The following is a 17,679-nucleotide window of genomic DNA, read 5'->3' as shown; positions in this document are numbered from 1 at the left end:
CGGGGCATGTCCAGCACACCCGCACCCCAGCCGGCCCGCGCGACCACCGACACCTCCGCGACCTCCGACACCTCCGCGCCCCCCGTGCGCCGGACGCCCGGCGGGCCGGTGCTCCAGGACTCCGTGACCGAGGCGATCGCGGCCGCCTTCTTCGAGGAGCTGGCGGCGGTCGGCTACGCACGGCTCTCCCTGGAGACGGTCGCCAAGCGGGCCGGGGCGGGCAAGGCCGCCATCTACCGCCGCTGGCCGTCCAAGCTCGACATGACCGTCGCCCTGATCCGCGCCGTGGCCGTGGACGCCTCCGAGACCAAGGACACCGGCACCCTGCGCGGCGACGTCCTCGCCTTCCTCACCGAGACCGCGGGCGCGCTGCGCCACCCACTCCCAGCGAAGATCATCCCCGACCTGCTCGCCGAAGCCGGCCGCAACCCCGAGCTCGCACAGGTACTGCTGACCACCGTCCGCGACCCCCGCCGCAGCAAGGCCGCCGACCTGCTGGAGCGAGCGATCCACCGCGGCGAGCTCCCCGCCGACCTCGATCGCGAACTCGCCCTCGACCTCCTCGCCGGCCCGCTGTACTGGCGCCTCGCCGTCGTCCACACGGCAACCGCCCCCGACTACCTCGACCGCCTCACCGACAAACTCCTCGCCGCCTTCGCCGCCTGACGGCCGAGCCACCGTCGAGGCGACCGCACACCAACCTCGCACCGGCCCGCCCCGACCCCCGAACCATCAGCGGCCATGGCCTCCCCGCCCCCACGACGCACCACAGCCGCCGTCAGCCCGCCCCCACCCACCGCGCGATCCGTTCCCGCACCGCGACCGCCCGCGCGTCCTCGTACCCGTCCAGCAGTCCGAGCGCCACCTCCCGGTGCCGCCGGGCAGCCTCCGGCTCCTCGGTGGACACCGTCGCCGCGAGGGCGTCGAGAGCCAGTGCCTCGTGCCAGCGGTCGCCGAGTTCGTGGTGGGCACTGGCGGCCCGACGGAGGAAGGCGGCGGCTTCGACGTGACGGTCGAGGTCGCGGTAGGCCTCGCCCGCGCCGTGCCAGGCGAGGGCTTCGCGGCTGCGGTCGCCGAGGCGGCGGTGGAGGACAGCGACGCGCTGATAGGAGTCGAGGGCGTCAGCGGGTTGGCCGTCGGCCCGCTGGGCGTCGCCGAGGGTGAGGAGCCAGAAGCCTTCCAGGCGGTGGTCGCGGAGGTTCAGAGCGATGTCTAGTGCCGCGTACGCCGAGGCGAGTGCGCCGGCCGGGTCGCCGTCCTCACGTCGGATGTCGCTCAGCAGGCGCAGGGCGTTTCCCTCGCCACGCCGGTTCTCCAGCGCGCGGTGGGCGGTCAGCGCCCGGCCGACGGCGGCCGCGGCCTCGGGGAGGCGTCCGGCGCGGTAGTGGGTGCTGGCCAGGTTGGAGAGCGTGGTGGCCTCCCAGTGGGCCTCGCTCAACTGCCGGAAGGCGGCGAGTGCCTCCTCGAAGTACTGTGCGGCGTCGTCCAGTTGCCGGCTGTGCAGGTGGACGAGTCCCAGCAGGTTGAGCGAGTGCGCCTCGTTGAGCCCGTCGCCGAGTTCGCGCCAGAGCGCCAGGGCTCTGCGGTGGCACTCCAGGCTGTCGTCAAGGGAGTTGACCCGGGTGTGCCCCATGCCGAGGTCGGTGAGCAGCAGGGCGCGGGCGGCGGTGTCGTCTAGGCGTTCGGCGGCCGCCAGTCCGAGCCGACCTGCCGGGAGCCAGTCCGCGCCGGGGGCGGAGGGGGCCTGGGCGTTCCAGAGGACGGCGGCCAGCTGCCAGGTCCGCCGGTCCTCGCCCACGGCGGAGGCGGTGTGGACGGCCTGGAGGAAATTGACGCGTTCGCGTTCGGCCCAGTCCACGGCGGCGTTGTAGTCGGCGAAGGCCGCCGGTTGGACTCCGCCGGACGCCGGGTCGAGCGATAGCCGGGCCTCGGCCGGCCGCAGCCACTGCTGGGCGGCGTCAGCGGTGTGCAGGTACCAGTCGAGCACCCGGTGCAGTGCGGACTTCCGCTCTACGGGAGTTTCCTCGTGCTGGGCCTGGTCGGTGGCGTAGGCGCGCAGGAGGTCGTGGAACTGGTAGCGGTCGGGTGCGCTCTGCTCGACGAGGTGGGCGCCGACGAGGGAGTCGAGGAGTTGCCGGGTCCGGCCGGGGGTGAGGTGGGCGAGGGCGGCCGCGGCGTGGAGCCCGAAGTCGGGGCCGGGGTGGAGGCCGAGGAGCCGGAACATGCGGGCGACCTGGTCGGGCAGGGCCCGGTAGGACCAGGCGAAGACCGTACGGACGGCGTCGGCGTCCTCGTCCTCGCCCACACTGAGGGCGTCCCAGAGCGCGGATTCGTCGCGGAGGTCGCTGATCAGGTCATCCAGGCCCATGTGCGGCAGGCTGGCGGCACGTTCGGCCGCGATGCGCAGGGCGAGCGGCAGTTGGGCGCAGAGGCGGGCCAGTTCGGTGAGCTTCGCCGGGTCGTCCTCGGACCGGTGCCCGGCCGTGACGGCCCGCAGCAGGGCGACGGCCTCGGCCTCGGGCAGGGTCCGCAGGGTGAGCCGACGGGCGCCGTCGCGTACGGCGAGACCGGACAGTCGGCTGCGGCTGGTGACCAGGACGAGGCTTCCGGCACTGCCGGGCAGCAGCGGCCGGACCTGGTGCGCGCTGGCGGCGTTGTCGAGGACCACCAGGACGCGGCGCTCGGCGAGGAGGGAGCGGTAGAGGGCGGCGGCCGCGTCGGGGTCGGGTGGGACGGACTGGGCGCCGACGCCGAGGGAGGCCAGGAAGCGGTGGAGCGCCTCCTGGGCGGTGACGGGCCGGCCCGGATCGTAACCGCGGAGGTTGGCGTACAACTGGCCGTCGGGGAAGCGGTGTCGGGCCTGGTGGGCCCAGTGCAGGGCGAGCGAGGTCTTCCCGGCGCCGGCGGTTCCGGCGATGACGACGACGGCAGCGGCGGCGTCGGGGTTCGGGCCATCGCCGGCCAGGGCGTCGTTGAGCTGTTGGAGTTCGTCCGTACGGTTGACGAAGCCGCGTACGTCGGCGGGTAGTTGGCGCGGAGTCGGGGTGGTGTTCGGTCGGTCGGGTCCACCGTGGAAGTGGATGCCTCCGCTGACATCCCTGGCCTGGACCACGTCCTGGGCGGAGGACCCGGACACGGTGGAGCGCGTGCTTCCGGGGTCGCCGGTGGACCCGGTCTGCTCGTCTGCCACTGCGCTCCGTTTCCTAAGCGGGCGGGAGGAGGTGCGCGACTTCACGCTCGACGTACGCCAGGACGTCTTCGCCCACCCGGTGGAGATCCTCGATGTAGCCCTCCCACCGGAGGACGAGATCGGGATCGGTGTACCTGATCGCACCGGCCGGAATTCCCGCCTCCGAATACCGCACCTGATAGAGCGTACGGCCGCCGAGAACGACGATTTCCGGCAACTGTCCGAATTCCTCGGAATCGGCCAGTTCCACGGCGTCGACGATACGGACGCGCTCCCCGCATTCGGCTCTGATCCGCAGCGAGTGCAGCTGCCAGCGCAGATAGTCCGTCCACGGCCGCTCGACCACCCGCACCCGGTGGAAGAAGGACCGCCGCGCCGCGTCCTCCCGCCCGATCGCGAGCAGCGCCGGGCGCCGGTCCTCCAGGAGCCGCAGCGCCTCGCCCCAGTCGCCCCGCCGGGCGGCGTCCCAGCTCGGACTGCCCTGCTCCTCGAAGTACTGGCGACGCTCCAACTTCCACGAGTCCCGGCCTCGGATCAGCGCGTCCCGCTCACGGAAGTCACGCTTGTAGTCGTCCCGGGCGAGGAGCTCGCCCCACTCGGGCCGCAGCTCGGGGGCGTTTCGATCAGGCATCCGGGATGTCCGCCTTCGCCGCGCTCAACATGAGGCCGGGGATGACGACGAGCCGCTCACCCGGGCCCAGGACGACGCCTTCGGGAAGCCGCCCGCGGTAGTTCTCCGTGAGATCGCGACCGATGACGGCGACATCGCCGTTCGAGAGCTGCCAGATGTCCGGGCATTCGTCCTTTCCGTCGGACGAACCCAGCTCTTCGGCGGACTTTCCGAGACGCTTCCGCAACGAAGCGGAAGGATCGGCTTCCCATCGGCGAGCCATACCTGCCCTCATTGGATTGCCCTCGGCGCGGAACCACGATTGCTTCATCTTATACCTGATGGAGAGCCAGGAGAATATTCAGTACATTCGCCATGTACTCCTAAATGATCACCATCGCGGCACAGGTCCCCTGCCAGCGGAGTCGACCGGCAGCGGCGCCGGCTCCGGCTCTCCCCGGCAGGCGTCGAACGCGGGACCCGGTGACTCACACCCACGGTGCCCCGCCCCGCCCATCCGCCCACAGGGCGAGCGCCCGCTGGTCGACGGCGCGGATGCCGACCTGGGCGCAGAAGGCGGCGGCGGCCTTGGTGAAGGAGCTGGTGGTCACCACGGCGGCCAGGTCGCAGTGGTGCACATCGCGGTAGGTGCCGTTGACCTTCTGGACGTCCTGGGAGCCGACGAACGTCCTCGGCCCGTACCGCTTGGCCTGGATGAGGATCCGCTGCCCGGTGGGGGTGGTGGCCAGGACGTCCGCCGCGAGGTCGCCGGCCCCGCCGACCACCTTCACCTTCGTGCAGCCGTCCCGACGGCACAGGTCCGCCAGCGCGTGCTCGAAGGCCTTCGGGGTCATCGCCAGGAACGGCCCGATGTGCCGAAGTTGGGCGGTCCGCGCGTCCAGCTCCCGCTGCCGGGCCCGCGCCCGCGAGCGCAGCACGGCGACGCCCGTTCCCGCCCCGACGGTCAGGAGCGCAGCGACCAGCAGCAGGTGATGGGCCAGCCACTGGACCACCAGCGAGACCAGCACGACCGCGACCAGCGCGGCCGCCCCCAGCAGCGGCGTGTTCTGCTTCACCCGGCGGGCGACGGTCGACCGACGTCGCCGAACAGGCCTACGGGCCACGGCACTCCCCCTCACGCCACGGTGTTCGGACGAGCCTAGAAGCAGCCGTCCCCGCACGCCCGCGATCCAGGCGAACTCCTGTGACCGGGCCGCCGAGTTGACCGGATTCCGGCAATCGGCGGCCGAACCCTCCCCTTGAGGGGCTGACCCCGGTACGTGCCGGGAGGACATGTCCCGACCTGCACCGCAGTACAGCCTTTGCCATTTCTTGACTATGCTGCGGTGGCGCCGACGCCCAGGGTGCCGGGGGCGGCGCCATGGAACGTGCCCGTCGCGCGATCGTGCCATGCCTCCAGTGGCGATGGACCGCTGCGATCCGGGCTCCCCCGGCGTCGCGGTACAGAACACCGAACTCCCGAAAGGCTCCCCACCATGACCGCTCTCTCCTGGCTGTCGCGGGCTGCGACGACCGTGCTGCTGACCCTGGAGACGGTGGCGGTGGTGTTGTACTTCTGCATCGCGATTCCGTTGTTCTACAACGGCATCGGGTTCGAGGACGAGGTGGCGCCGAAGCCGAAGGCGGTGCCGTACGTGATGGCGGCCGCCGGGTTCGCGATGGCCGGGATCAACGCGTGGGCGGTGCGCGGGGTTTGGCGCCCTCGGCCCGGCGGGAGGCTCCTGGCGGCGACGGCCGGGGTGCAGGTGCTGCTGCTGGCGTTCACCACGTTGTCGGGCGAGTACCTGTTCGGGATCTTCGCGGCGGCGGCGCTGCCGGCGCTGGGCTCGGTCGCCGCGCTCGCGCACTGGAGCGGCCGCCGCCGGGCCGGCACGAGCTGACGGGACTGACGGGACTGACGGGCTGACGGGCTGACGGGCCAACGGGCCTACGGGCCGACGGAGCCGGCTCACCCCGCCCCGCCCCTCCCCCGCGCGCGTTCCTCGACGTACTCCTTGAACCGCCGGAGGTCCCCCTTCACCCGGTGGTCGGCCTCACCCCTGACCTCGGCGGCCTTCTCCCCCGGGCCCGCGGGCCGGAGGTCGACGGCGAGGGTGACCCGGGTGTGGCCCGGGTCGAGCCGCCGGAAGGTCACCACCTCCTTCCGGTCGGCCTCGCCGTCCATGCCCCGCCAGGCGATCAGCTCCTCCGGTTCCTGGTCGACGATCTCGGTGTCGAACTCGCGGGTGACGCCGTCGACACTGGTCTGCCAGTGGTTGTGGCGGCCGTCGAGGCGGGTCACCGAGTCGACGCCTGCCATGAAGCGCGGGAACTCCTCGGCGAGCGTCCACTGGCTGTAGGCGGTGTGCAGGGGCACGGCCACGTCCACGGATTCCTTCACCATGCTCATGACGACCTCCTCGTACGGCGCGACCAGGGCCTCAGCCCGTCTGCGCGCGCCCGTCCACACGCCTCTCCTCCCCCGCCTGTACGCCTGCCCGTCCGGCGGCGGCGCAACCATCCCCCGCCCGCGCTACGAGCCGCTCCGCTCGCCGGGCGCGGCGCGCGGCCGGTCGCCGGGCGCGGTGCGGTCGCCGGGCGCGGCGCGCGGCCGGTCACCGTCGGCGAGGTGCCGGGCCACCGTGGCGAGGTCGGTACCCAGTCGCTGGGCGGCTCCGACCAGCAGGCTCAGCGCGGCGTGCGGGGTGACGTCGAACCGCTCGGCGGTGAGGCCGATGGCCAGGCCGGTGGCGTGCCGGCGGTCGAGCAGGTCGGCCACGGCCCGGGACAGCGCGAAGCGGTCGAGGGCCGCCGACGCCTGGAGGGCGAGCACCTCCACCAGCCCGAGGGCCGGTGTGCCGGGGTCGACCGGGGTGCGCAGGTAGGCGCTGAACACGGTGCAGCCGTGCGGGTGGGTGCGCAGGTGTGCGCCGGCCACGGCCCGTACGCCGCAGCGCCGGGCGCGGTCGGCGAACCGGTCCGGTCGGCCGGGGTCGAGCCGGACGACGACCTGGCCCTCGCCCTGGCGCCGGAGGCGGGGCAGCGGGCCGGCTTCCGCCCCGCTCTGGGCGCGTTCGAGGGCCAGCAGGTAGGACGGGGTCGCCGCGAAGGTCTCGACCGAGCCGTCGTCGTGCCAGGTGCTCACGGCGGCGCCCACGCAGTCCGGGACGGTGACCCGGGTCAGCTGCACCACGTCGTGCAGGCTGGGGAGGGGCGCGGCCCGCACCCGCTCGCGGGCCGCGAGGTCGCCGAGTTCGGCCAGCAGTGCCACCCGGGCCCGGTCGGTCGCCGGGGCTCCGGCCGCCGCCCCGCCGCCGTCGGCCGGGCCCTGCCGGGCCAGCAGCATGCGGGCCCGGGCGACGGCGCGGACGGCGTCGGCCTCGCCCGTGTAGATGCCGATCGTGTAGCAGACGTCGCGCAACCGCTGCCGGGCCTCCGGCGAGCTCGACGGGGACAGGGCCTCGTACTCCGCGACCAGTCGGCCGAGGGCAGCGACATCCACCATGGGCATGAGCACCTCCGTGTGTTTACGGAAAGTATGCGCCGATCACGCTGCGAAACCGCACCCCCGGGTCCCCACCCCGCACGTCGGCCCGCCCGACCGCCTCAGCCGCGACCCTCGCACGCGCCGCCGGGGCCACCCTCGGGCCCGCCCTCGACACCACCCCCGCCCCCTGCCCCAGAAGCGATCTCCGGCTCCCCGCCGCCCCACCCGGGCGCGTCCTGGTCCTCCAGTTCCTCGCGCAGCCACGCCAGGGTGGCACTGAGCAGCCGGGAGACGTGCATCTGGGAGACGCCGATCCGCTCCGCTATCCGGGACTGGGTGCACCCGTCCCAGAACCGCAGCTTGAGGACGGTCTGCTCGCGCTCCGGCAGGCCGGCCAGCAGCGGGCGGACGGCGGTGCGGAAGTCGGCGAGTTCGATGCCGGGGTCGCAGCCGCCGAGCCGGTCGAGCAGGGCGCTGCCCGTCTCGTCGGTGTCCTGGTCGCGCAGCGCGTCCAGGGAGTTGGGGCGGTACACCCGGCCCGCCAGGAGCCCCGCGGTGGCCTGCTCGACGGTGAGGTGCAGGTCCTCGGCGATCTCCTCGGGCCGTGGCAGCCGGCCGAGTTCCTGTTCCAGGCGGTCGGAGTCGCGGGCGACGGACAGGTAGAGCTCCTGCATGCTGCGCGGGACGCGTACCGGCCAGGAGGTGTCGCGGAAGAACCGTTTGATCTCGCCGGTGATGGTGGGGATCGCATAGGTGACGAACTCGACGCCGCGCCGCGGGTCGTACCCGTCGACGGCCTTGATCAGGCCGATCGTGCCGACCTGGAGGATGTCCTCCCTGTCCTCGGCCCGGTGCCGGAAGCGGGCGGCGATGAAGCGTACGAGCGGCATGTTGAGCTCGATGATCGTGCCGCGGACATAGCTGTAGGCGCGGGTCTCCCGGGCCAGCCCGGCCAGCCGCTCGAACAGCGTGTCGCTCAGCTCCCGCGCCTCGGACTTCCCCATGCAGCGGAGTTCGGCCGCCGTGGGCCGTCGCGGGAGGTCGGGCGGCAGGCCCGAGGGGGCCGCTTCCCAGCCGGCTGTTTCCAGGTGGACGGACACGTGATCGCTCCTGGGCACCGGGGTGAGCGCCCGGCACCACGTACGGCTCGCACCTCGCGCGGCGTGTCGCGGACTTTCCCCCGGAACCCGCCCGGCTCCTGCGAGCGCGGCCCGGTGGCACCGGCCTCGGTGGCACCGCCCAAGGTGCTGGAGCAGCCGGAATCGCACGGCCGCTGTACGAGTGGTTCTACCCCGGGATCCGGTTCCGAACGCACGTTCCAGGAGCTTTCCTGCGCCGCCGCCGACGGCCGGCGGCGGCAGCCCCTTCAGTGATCGAGCGGACGAGGCCGGCCCGGCCACCCCGGCCACCCCGGCTGCTGAGGCCACCCCGGCCACCCCGCCGGCTCCGGCCGTCGCGGCCGGACGTACTCGACCAGCTGCATCATCCCGAGGTCCTCGTGCTGCAGCTGGTGGCAGTGCAGGACGGTGCGGCCGGTGAAGTCCTCGTACCTGACCAGGAGGGTGACGGTGTCGCCCGGCTTGCCGCCGGTCAGGTCGACGGTGTCCTGCCACACCGGCGGGTCGAGCCGTTCGCCGTTGCGGTGGGTGACGAGGACGTGGTTGGTGTGCAGGTGGAAGGGGTGGTGGAAAATCGGCATGGTCTCGTCGGTGTGGACGGTCCACCGTTCGACGGTGCCGAGTTCCAGGGTGTGGTTGACGTACTCGGGGTCGAACAGGCCGTAGGCGGGGTCGCGGGTGAGGTCGCCGCCGGGGGTGGCCGCGGGGGTCGGGTGGCTGCCGAGGACGCGGTAGGCGTTGGGGAACGGCTGGGCGAAGACCTTCGGGTCGACATGGAAGACCACCCTGCGGTCGCCGTCGGGGTTGGCGATGTCCTTCTCGTCGAGGAACGGCATGCCCTGGGGCAGCGAGGACGGCAGCTCCATGGGCGGCCGGACGGCCTCTCCCGCCACCTCGACCGTCATCAGCGGGACGGGCACGCCCTTGGCCCGCAGTTCGTACGTCCCGGCCTCGCCGCCCCGGACGAGCACGTCGGCGCGGTTGCCGACGCCCAGCGGGACCACCTCGGTGGCGACCGGCGCGGGGAAGGTCACGCCGTCCATGGCGATCTGATGCAACGTCAACACCCTTTCCCCGTCGGCCACCTGGAGCGAGAGGGCGGTGAGCGCGGTCGCCGCGACCAGGCGCCAGCGCTGGACCTCGCCGGGGCGCAGCACGAGGGTGGGGTTGACCTCGCCGTTGACGGTGAAGGTGGGCGGGACGGCGGCCAGGGCGTCGCCGGAGGTGAAGTCGGGGACCCTGCCGTCCCTGAGCCGGAGTTCGTTGATGCAGACGACCAGGTCGGCGGCGGCCTTGATCTGCGGCACCTCGTCGACGTCGCCCTCGATGACGATGACCCCGGCCATTCCTCCGGCGATCTGTTCGGCGGTGGCCCCGTGCGCGTGCGGGTGGTACCAGTAGGTCCCGGCCGGATGGTCGGCCGGGATCTGGACGGTGGTCAGGTACCGCGGCTCCGGGGCGCCGGCCGCGGCCTCGTCGGCGGTGCGCGGCGGGAACTCGCGCAGGATGTTGTCGGCGTGCCCGGACGGTGAGACGTGCAGGCCGTGGGTGTGCAGGTTGAAGGTGTTCACGCGGTGCGGCCGGTTGTGGCCGCCGTGGCGCGCCGAGCCGGCCGTCCCGGACATCCCGGCCACCCCGGCCGGCCCGGCCGGCCCGGCCGACCCAGCGACCCCGGACATCCCCGACGACCCGGCCGGCTCGGCCGACCCGGACGGCTCGGCCGGGTTCGGCGGCAGGCCGTTGACCTGGGTCAGCCACAGCACGTCCCCGCCCCGCGCCCGCAGGGTCGGCCCCGGGATGGTCCCGTTGTAGGTGCGCGTGGTGACCGTCCCGTAGCCCGGGACGGAGAGCGTCGTGAACCGTACGTCGAGCGTCTGGTCGAGCACCGCCCCCAGCCCGCCGGCTGCCGACCGGGCGGTCCGGACGACGGGCTGCGGGAAGGGGGCCGCCGCCGTCGCGGCGCGGGCGAGGATCCCGTCGGAGCCGGCCGCGAGGACCGCGGCTACGGGGACGGCCTTGAGCACCGATCGGCGACTGATTCCGACATTTTCTCCCATAACCGGGCAATGTAAGTCGGGTTCGGTACGGCAACGGTCAGGCACACCGCGGGCCGGCCGGGGGTTGGGCCTTCCGTACCACGCTACGAACGTTCCGGGTGGGTCAGATTGGCCCCGGTGCGGGGGTCGAAGACGTGGATGCGCGCCGTGTCCACCTGCAGGTCCAGCGGGCCGCCCTCGGCGGCCCGGGTGGCGGGGTTCAACCGGGCGACCACCCGGTGCTCCCGCATGCCGGTGTCGGCCCGGCCCGAGTCGGCGGCGAGTTCGGCCAGCTCGGCCAGTTCGGCGAGTTCCGCCGGTCCGGCGAGGCCGCCGGGGCCCTGGGCCGCCGCCGGTCCGCCCTCCTCCGCGAAGTGGACGTAGACGTCCGAACCGACCGACTCCCGGACCTCGACGGTCACGGTGACGGTGACCCCGCCGGCGTGCCCCTCGACCAGGGCGGCGTCCTCGAAGTCCTCGGGGCGGATGCCGACGACCAGTTCGCGCGGCGCGTCCGCGCGCTCCAGGGCGCGCCGGGTGCGGTCGTCCAGCGGCAGGTCGCCCAGCGAGGTGCGCACGGCGCCCTGCTCCAGCGCGGCGCCGAGGAAGTTCATGCCGGGCGAGCCGATGAACCCGGCGACGAAGAGGTTCACCGGCTCGTCGTACAGCTGCTGCGGCGAGCCGACCTGCTGGACGACGCCGGAGCGCATCACCACCACCCGGTCGCCGAGCGTCATCGCCTCGACCTGGTCGTGGGTGACGTAGACGGTGGTGGTGCCCAGGCGGCGCTGGAGGGCGGCGATCTGGGTGCGCATCTGCACCCGGAGCTTGGCGTCCAGGTTGGACAGCGGCTCGTCCATCAGGAAGACCTTGGGGTCGCGGACGATCGCCCGGCCCATCGCGACCCGCTGGCGCTGCCCGCCGGAGAGGTTGGCGGGCTTGCGGTCGAGGTACCGGGTGAGGTCCAGGACGCGGGCGGCCTCCTCGACCTTGGCGGCGATGGTCGCCTTGTCGACCTTGGCCAGGCGCAGCGCGAAGCCCATGTTGTCGCGCACGCTCATGTGCGGGTAGAGGGCGTAGCTCTGGAAGACCATGGCGATGTCGCGGTCCTTGGGCGCGCGGTCGTTGACCACCTCCCCGGCGATCCGCAGGGTGCCCTCGGTGATGTCCTCCAGCCCGGCGATCATGTTGAGCGTGGTGGACTTGCCGCAGCCGGAGGGGCCGACCAGGATCACGAACTCGCCGTCGGCGATGGTGAGGTCGACGTCGCGCACGGCGAGGGCGCCGTCGGGGTAGCGCTTGGTGATGCCGTCGAGGACGATCTCGGCCACGGTCCGCCTTCCTGGTCCGCCGGGTGGGGCGGGCTCATCCTGGGAAACTCGTCCTGGGAAAACTCGGTGTCGGGCTCAGCCCTTGACGGCGCCGGCGGTCAGCCCGGCGACGATGCGGCGCTGGAACAGCAGTACGAAGACCACGATCGGGATCGTGATGATCACCGCGGCCGCCGCGATCGAGCCGGTCGGCTGCTCGAACTGGGAGCTCCCGGTGAAGAAGGCGATCGCCGCCGGTACCGTCCGGGCCGAGGTGGTGGAGGTCAGCGAGATCGCGAACAGGAAGTCGTTCCAGCAGAAGATGAAGACCAGGATGCCGGTGGTGAACACCCCCGGTGCCGCCAGCGGCGCGATGACCAGCCGGAACGCCTGCCACGGCGTGGCGCCGTCCACCTTGGCCGCCTTCTCCAGGTCCCAGGGGATCTCCCGGAAGAACGCCGAGAGCGTGTAGATCGCCAGCGGCAGCGAGAAGGTCATGTACGGGATGATCAGCCCGGGCCAGGTGTCGAACAGGCCGAGCGCCCGCTCGATGCCGAACAGCGGCGAGACCAGCGAGATCGGCGGGAACATCGCGATCAGCAGGGACACCCCGATCAGCAGCCGCTTGCCGGGGAAGCGCAGCCGGGCCACCGCGTACGCGGCCATGGTGCCGAGCGCGACGGCGACGGTGGTGGCGATCAGCGCGATGCCGATCGAGTTGACCAGGGCGCGGGTGAACTCCGAGGTCTGGAAGATGCCGCGGTAGTTGGCCAGGGTCCACCGGCGGGGCACGAAGGCGCCGTCGGAGAGGGTGCCCGGGTCCTTGAAGGACAGCGCCACGATCCACCACACCGGGAAGAGCGCGTAGAGCACCACCACCAGGTTGGCGATGCCCCAGCCGGTCAGCGCCCGGGCGGGCCGGCCGCTCATCGCCGCTCCGGTTCCGCGCCGGGCGTGGCCGCGCCGAACAGCTTGACGAAGACCAGCGCGATGAGCGCCACGCAGACGAAGATCAGCACCGAGATCGCCGAGCCGATGCCCAGGTTGAGCGCGGTGAAGAGGTTGTCGTAGCCGAGGATCGACACCGAGCCGGTGCCGTTGGAGCCGCTGGTCAGCACGTAGATGTTGTCGAAGATCCGGAAGGCGTCCAGGGTACGGAAGAGCAGCGCGACCAGGATCGCGGGCTTCATCAGCGGCAGGATCACCAGCCGCAGCCGCTGCCCGGCGCTCGCGCCGTCCACCATCGCCGCCCGGACCGTCTCGTCCGGGACGAGGGCCAGGCCCGCGAGCAGCAGCAGCGCCATGAACGGGGTGGTCTTCCACACCTCCGCGAGGATGATCAGACCGACCGCCGGCCACTGCTCCGTCAGCGGGGCGCTGCCCTCCGGCAGCAGGGCGGCCAGGTAGCCGGTGCCCGGGGTCCACGCGTACTGCCAGGAGTAGGCCGCGACGACGGTGACGATCCCGTACGGCACCAGCACCGCGGTGCGCACCGTCCCGCGCCCGAAGACCGTACGGTGCATCACCAGGGCGAGCGCCAGGCCGAGCACCAGCTCGACGGCCACCGACACCGCGGTGATCAGCACCGTGACGCCGAGCGCCTGCCACCAGAACGGCGAGGTCAGCACCGCGCCGTAGTTGGCGAGCCCGACCCAGTGCGCCTGGGCCGGGAAGCGCAGGTCGTAGCGCTGTAGGGACAGGTAGACGGCGTAGCCGATCGGGTAGGCGGTGACGGCGAGCATCACGACCACCGCGGGGGCGCACAGCAGCAGGCCCAGCCGGCTCTCCTGGCGGGCGCCGCGCGAGGGCCCGCCCGGTCCCGCTCCGGCGGCGGCCCCGGCCGCGGCTTCAGCGGGCGGGGGCCCGGGAACGGACGGTGTCCCAGGAGCGGGCGGTGGCCCGGGAACGGGCGGTGTCACGGAATCAGCCCCTTCGAACCGAGGGCGTCCCGGATCTGCCCGCGGAGGTCGGCCACGTCCTTCTCCGGGTGGATGCCGGCGGGCGGGGAGAGGGTGTGCGAGACGGCGATGGAGACGTTCTGGTAGGCCGGGGTCTGCGGCCGCACGCTGGCGGAGTCGAGGGCGGCCAGCACGTCGGCGGCGAACGGGTAGCTGGCGGTCAGCTCGGCCGTCTCGTACAGGCTGCGCAGCGAGGGCGGGAGGCCGCCCTTCAGCGCGTTGGTGAGCTGGTTGTCGCGGTCGCGCAGGCAGAGGGTGGCCTCGGCGGCGAGGTCGGGGTGCCGGCTGTAGGCGCCCACCGCGAGGTCGATCCCGCCGATGGTGACGCTGGCGGGGCGGTCGGCGCTCACCGCGGGGTACGGCGCCCAGCGGAAGTGCGGGAACAGCTCCGGCCGGTTGGCCTTCATCGACGGGTAGACGAAGGGGTAGTTGAGTTCGAAGGCGGCCGTGCCGGACTCCATCGCGAGCCGGTTCTGGTCCTCCATCTGGTTCGGCAGCGAGGGGTCGGCGGCCACCGAGGCCGCCAGGTCGCGCATCACCCCGGCGGCCGTGACGGCGGGCGCCCCGAGCGAGGGCGCCTGCGCGTCGGGGGTGAGGATCGAGCCGCCCGCGCTGGTGACCAGCGTGTTGAACCAGACCGTCAGCCCCTCGTACTGGGCGCCCTGGATCTCCACGAGGTGCGGCTTGCCCTCGCGGTCCAGCTCCCGGGCCTGGGAGAGCATCTCCGCCCAGGTGGCGGGCGGGGTCGGCACCAGGTCGTCGCGGTACCAGAGCAGCTGGGTGTTGGAGTTGTACGGCACGGCGTACAGCCGGTCCCGCCAGGTCGCGGTCCGCACCGCCGCGTCGAGGGTGTCGGCGGTGGCCCGCTCGCGCATCGCCCCGGTCCACTCGCGGATCCAGCCGGCCTCGGCGAACTCGGCGGGCCAGGTGACGTCCAGGCCGAGGACGTCCACGCCGGAGTCGTGCGCCGCCATCCGGCGCACCAGCTGCTGGCGCTGGCCGTCGGCGCCGCGCGGCAGCTTGTTGTAGTGGATCGTGTAGCGGCCGCCGGACTGCTGCCCGCAGCGGTCGGCGGCCTGCTGGAGGGCGCCCGAGTCGTCCGGGAAGTTGTACCAGTTCAGCGTGACCGGGCCTCCGCTCCCACCGTCCCCGCAGCCCACCAGGGCGGCGGCGAGGACGGCCAGTCCGGCGGCGGCGCCCGCCCACCGCGAGCGGAACGTGGGGACCCTCGGCATCGTTCTCCCGGGCTGGGAAGGAGCGGCGGAAACCGACCGGCTGCGACGGCACGGAGCGGCTCGGCCGACCCTAGCCCGGCGTCCCCCGCCCGGCCCGGGCGTGCCGCGCCGCCGGCCGGCCGACCAGCCGGACGGCGGAACCGGGCCCGTCCCGTCACCCACGGCGACCGGCGACGGCTCCGGGAGGCGCCGGTCCGAATCGGCACGGATACTGGCCGCACCGAGACCCCAGGGGCGCACCGGAACCGAGGAGCACGCCGTGATCGGACCCGTCGTCGTCGGATTCGACGGCTCACCCGAGAGCCTGGCCGCCGCCGCCTGGGCCGCCCACGAGGCGCAGCGCCGCGGCCTGCGCCTGGACGTCCTCCAGGCCTGGCCCCGGCCGAAGCAGATCGCCCCCGGGAGCAGACCCGGCGACCACTCCGCCCTGGCACAACTCGCCGAGCGCGAGGGCGAGTTGCGCGCCCTCGCGCCGGAGGTGGAGGTCGCCGCGACCTCCGTGGCCGCCGATCCCGTCGAGGCCCTGGAGGCCGCCGCGCACGGGGCCACCCTGCTGGTGCTCGGCTCGCGCGGGCTGGGCACCCTGCGCGGCTTCCTGGTCGGCTCGGTGAGCCAGGAGGTGCTGCGCCGGGCGGACTGCCCGGTGGTGCTGATCCGGGCCGGCGGGGACGAACCGGACGGCGCGGTGACGGTCGGCCTCGACCTGGCGCACCCGGCGGACGAGGTGCTGGCCTTCGCCTTCGAGGCCGCCGCGCTCCGTTCGGCGCCGCTGCGCGTGGTGCACGTCTGGTCCCCGCCGGCCGGCAGCGAGTACATGTCCTACGGGGCGATCGGCGGGCTGGAGGGCGAGGTCTCGGCCGTCGAGCACGACGGCCTCGCCCGGGCCCTGGAGCCCTGGCAGGCCCGGCACCCCGAGGTGACGGTGACCACCGACCTGATCCGCGGCAAGGCCGCCGTCGAGCTGGTGGACGCCGCCGCGACGGCCCGGCTGCTGGTCGTCGGCCGCCGCATCCGGCGGATGCCGCTGCGCCACCACCACCTCGGCCCGGTGGCGCACGCCGCGATCCACCACGTGCACTGCCCGGTCGCCGTCGTCCCGTACGGCTGACGCCGGTCCCGTTTTGGACGTCAGCGCACCCGGGGGGCGAGGCCGACCGGGCAGACCACCGGGGTGCCGTGCACCGGGTCGGTGAGGATCGCGCTCTCCACCCCGTACAGCTCGCGCACCAGCTCCGGGGTGACGATGTCGCGCGGCGCGCCCTGGGCGGCCACCCGGCCGTCGCGCATGGCCACCATGTGGTCGGCGTAGCGGCAGGCGGTGGTCAGGTCGTGCAGGACGAGGACGACGGTGCGGCCGCGCTCGGTCGTCAGGCCGCGCACCATCTCCAGCACCTCCAGCGCGTGGCCCATGTCCAGCGCCGAGGTGGGCTCGTCCAGCATCAGGATGTCGGTGTCCTGGGCGACGGCCATGGCGATCCAGGCCCGCTGGCGCTGTCCGCCGGAGAGGGTGTCCAGCGGGCGGTCGGCCAGTTCGTGCAGGTCGGCGGCGGCGAGCGCGTGCTCGACCGCCTCGGCGTCGGCGGCGGACCACTGCCGCAGCAGGCCCTGGTGCGGCTGGCGGCCGTAGCGGACCAGGTCACGGACGGTCAGCCCGTCCGGGGCGGTGGCGGACTGCGGCAGCAGGCCGATGATCCGGGCGATGGCGCGGGTGGACAGCGAGGTCAGCGGCTTGCCGTCGAGCAGCACGGCGCCGGAGCGCGGGGCGATGGTCCGGGCGAGGCCGCCGAGCAGGGTGGACTTGCCGCAGCCGTTCGGGCCGACGATGACGGTGACCTGCCGCTGCGGCAGTTCGACGTCGAGCTCGCGCACCACGATGGTGCGGTCGTGGCCGAGGCTGAGCGCGCTGGTCGCCAGCCGCGGCGCTCCGGCGGTGGCCGCAGCGGTCTCGGCGGTCGCGGGGCGGGCGGTCATGCGGTCCTCCGGGGACGGGTGGTGAGCAGCAGCCAGAGCAGGTACGGGCCGCCCACGACGGCGGTGACCAAGCCGGCCGGCACCTCCAGCGGCGACAGGAGGGTGCGGCCGATCAGGTCGGCGAGCAGGGTGAAGGCGGCTCCGGCGACGGCCGAGGTGAGCACCGGCACGCAGCGCGGTCCGGCGATCCGGCGGGCGGCCTCGGGCGCGGCGAGCGCGATCATGCCGAGCGGTCCGGCGACGGCCACCGCCAGGCCCGCGCAGACCACGGCGACCAGCAGGACGCCGACCCGCAGGCCGCGCACCCGTACGCCCAGCCCGGTGGCGACGGCGTCGGAGAAGCGCAGCAGCGACAGCCGGCGGCCGAGCAGCACGGCGGCGGGCAGGCAGGCCAGCAGGCCGAGTTCGAGGTAGCCGACGGCGTCGGCGTCGCGGCTGTTGAGGGTGCCGACCGTCCAGGCGTAGGCGGCGTTGGCGGAGTCGATGGCGGCGCGGGAGAGCATCAGGTTGGTCACCGCGCCGAAGACCGCGCCGATGCCGAGGCCGACGACCAGGAAGCGGTAGCCGTTGCGGCCGGTCCCGCCGCCGAGGGCGAAGGCGAGCGAGGCGGCGGTGGCGGCGCCCGCCAGGGCGGCGGCGGAGGGCAGCAGCTGGGTGGCGACGCCGGTGACGGAGGCGACCGCGAAGGCGGTGGCGCCCTCGTTGAAGCCGACGGTGTCCGGGGTGGCCAGCCGGTTCTGGGCGAGGGTCTGCATCAGGCAGCC

At 73.6% G+C, this 17,679-nt stretch carries 17 protein-coding genes; 3 read left to right on the top strand and 14 right to left on the bottom strand.

Annotated elements, in window-relative coordinates; translation table 11 throughout:
• Positions 1-6: 6 nt before the first annotated feature.
• Entirely contained in the window at positions 7-666 is a 660-nt protein-coding gene (locus tag ACFU6K_RS01255; protein WP_380660180.1) for a TetR-like C-terminal domain-containing protein, read from the top strand.
• A 112-nt stretch (positions 667-778) separates the two neighbouring features.
• Here the strand turns inward: ACFU6K_RS01255 and ACFU6K_RS01250 are convergent, their stop codons facing one another.
• From ACFU6K_RS01250 to ACFU6K_RS01235, 4 genes are all read right to left on the bottom strand, one after another.
• Complete coding sequence (locus ACFU6K_RS01250) at positions 779-3,190, bottom strand: ATP-binding protein (RefSeq protein WP_380660179.1); 2,412 nt, start codon at positions 3,188-3,190, stop codon at positions 779-781.
• Between the two features lie 13 nt (positions 3,191-3,203).
• A complete protein-coding gene (locus ACFU6K_RS01245) occupies positions 3,204-3,821 on the bottom strand; it encodes a DUF6879 family protein (RefSeq protein WP_380660178.1) in 618 nt (205 codons plus the stop codon).
• Positions 3,814-4,083, bottom strand: coding sequence for a hypothetical protein (locus ACFU6K_RS01240; RefSeq protein ID WP_380660206.1), 270 nt, complete (start codon positions 4,081-4,083; stop codon positions 3,814-3,816). The genes ACFU6K_RS01245 and ACFU6K_RS01240 overlap by 8 nt, the downstream gene beginning before the upstream one ends.
• A gap of 205 nt (positions 4,084-4,288) precedes the next feature.
• Positions 4,289-4,876, bottom strand: coding sequence for a restriction endonuclease (locus tag ACFU6K_RS01235; RefSeq protein ID WP_380660177.1), 588 nt, complete (start codon positions 4,874-4,876; stop codon positions 4,289-4,291).
• A 420-nt stretch (positions 4,877-5,296) separates the two neighbouring features.
• Here ACFU6K_RS01235 and ACFU6K_RS01230 point away from each other — a divergent pair, with 420 nt between their 5' ends.
• On the top strand, positions 5,297-5,701 hold the full coding sequence (locus ACFU6K_RS01230; RefSeq protein WP_380660176.1) for a hypothetical protein: 405 nt from the start codon (positions 5,297-5,299) through the stop codon (positions 5,699-5,701).
• Between the two features lie 68 nt (positions 5,702-5,769).
• Here ACFU6K_RS01230 and ACFU6K_RS01225 read toward each other — a convergent pair whose 3' ends face one another.
• The 8 genes from ACFU6K_RS01225 to ACFU6K_RS01190 all read right to left on the bottom strand — a co-directional run bounded on the left by ACFU6K_RS01225 (position 5,770) and on the right by ACFU6K_RS01190 (position 14,944).
• On the bottom strand, positions 5,770-6,210 hold the full coding sequence (locus ACFU6K_RS01225) for an SRPBCC family protein (protein WP_380660175.1): 441 nt from the start codon (positions 6,208-6,210) through the stop codon (positions 5,770-5,772).
• 123 nt (positions 6,211-6,333) lie between these two features.
• Positions 6,334-7,305, bottom strand: coding sequence for a DUF5133 domain-containing protein (locus tag ACFU6K_RS01220; RefSeq protein WP_380660174.1), 972 nt, complete (start codon positions 7,303-7,305; stop codon positions 6,334-6,336).
• 101 nt (positions 7,306-7,406) lie between these two features.
• On the bottom strand, positions 7,407-8,387 hold the full coding sequence (locus ACFU6K_RS01215) for a SigB/SigF/SigG family RNA polymerase sigma factor (RefSeq protein WP_380660173.1): 981 nt from the start codon (positions 8,385-8,387) through the stop codon (positions 7,407-7,409).
• 266 nt (positions 8,388-8,653) lie between these two features.
• The gene (locus ACFU6K_RS01210) at positions 8,654-10,462 is read right to left on the bottom strand and encodes a multicopper oxidase domain-containing protein (RefSeq protein ID WP_380660172.1); all 1,809 of its coding nucleotides are present in this window, start codon (positions 10,460-10,462) and stop codon (positions 8,654-8,656) included.
• An 83-nt stretch (positions 10,463-10,545) separates the two neighbouring features.
• Positions 10,546-11,772 (bottom strand): ABC transporter ATP-binding protein, encoded by a 1,227-nt coding sequence (locus ACFU6K_RS01205; protein ID WP_380660171.1) that lies wholly within the window; start codon positions 11,770-11,772, stop codon positions 10,546-10,548.
• A 75-nt stretch (positions 11,773-11,847) separates the two neighbouring features.
• A complete protein-coding gene (locus ACFU6K_RS01200; RefSeq protein ID WP_117486835.1) occupies positions 11,848-12,681 on the bottom strand; it encodes a carbohydrate ABC transporter permease in 834 nt (277 codons plus the stop codon).
• Complete coding sequence (locus ACFU6K_RS01195; RefSeq protein ID WP_380660205.1) at positions 12,678-13,529, bottom strand: carbohydrate ABC transporter permease; 852 nt, start codon at positions 13,527-13,529, stop codon at positions 12,678-12,680. The genes ACFU6K_RS01200 and ACFU6K_RS01195 overlap by 4 nt, the downstream gene beginning before the upstream one ends.
• A gap of 137 nt (positions 13,530-13,666) precedes the next feature.
• On the bottom strand, positions 13,667-14,944 hold the full coding sequence (locus tag ACFU6K_RS01190) for an ABC transporter substrate-binding protein (RefSeq protein ID WP_380660170.1): 1,278 nt from the start codon (positions 14,942-14,944) through the stop codon (positions 13,667-13,669).
• A 259-nt stretch (positions 14,945-15,203) separates the two neighbouring features.
• On the opposite strand from ACFU6K_RS01190, the gene ACFU6K_RS01185 reads away from it, so the two are divergent.
• Positions 15,204-16,052 (top strand): universal stress protein, encoded by an 849-nt coding sequence (locus ACFU6K_RS01185; RefSeq protein WP_380660169.1) that lies wholly within the window; start codon positions 15,204-15,206, stop codon positions 16,050-16,052.
• A 20-nt stretch (positions 16,053-16,072) separates the two neighbouring features.
• Here ACFU6K_RS01185 and ACFU6K_RS01180 read toward each other — a convergent pair whose 3' ends face one another.
• Positions 16,073-16,915, bottom strand: a complete 843-nt coding sequence (locus ACFU6K_RS01180) for an ABC transporter ATP-binding protein (protein WP_380660168.1) — start codon at positions 16,913-16,915, stop codon at positions 16,073-16,075.
• The coding region (locus ACFU6K_RS01175; RefSeq protein ID WP_380660167.1) for a FecCD family ABC transporter permease at positions 16,912-17,679 on the bottom strand (768 nt) is incomplete at its 5' end. The genes ACFU6K_RS01180 and ACFU6K_RS01175, both read right to left, overlap by 4 nt.

The sequence above is a fragment of the Kitasatospora sp. NPDC057512 genome (assembly GCF_042802135.1).
GTDB lineage: Bacteria > Actinomycetota > Actinomycetes > Streptomycetales > Streptomycetaceae > Kitasatospora.
This window is presented reverse-complemented; position numbering and strand designations above follow the sequence as displayed.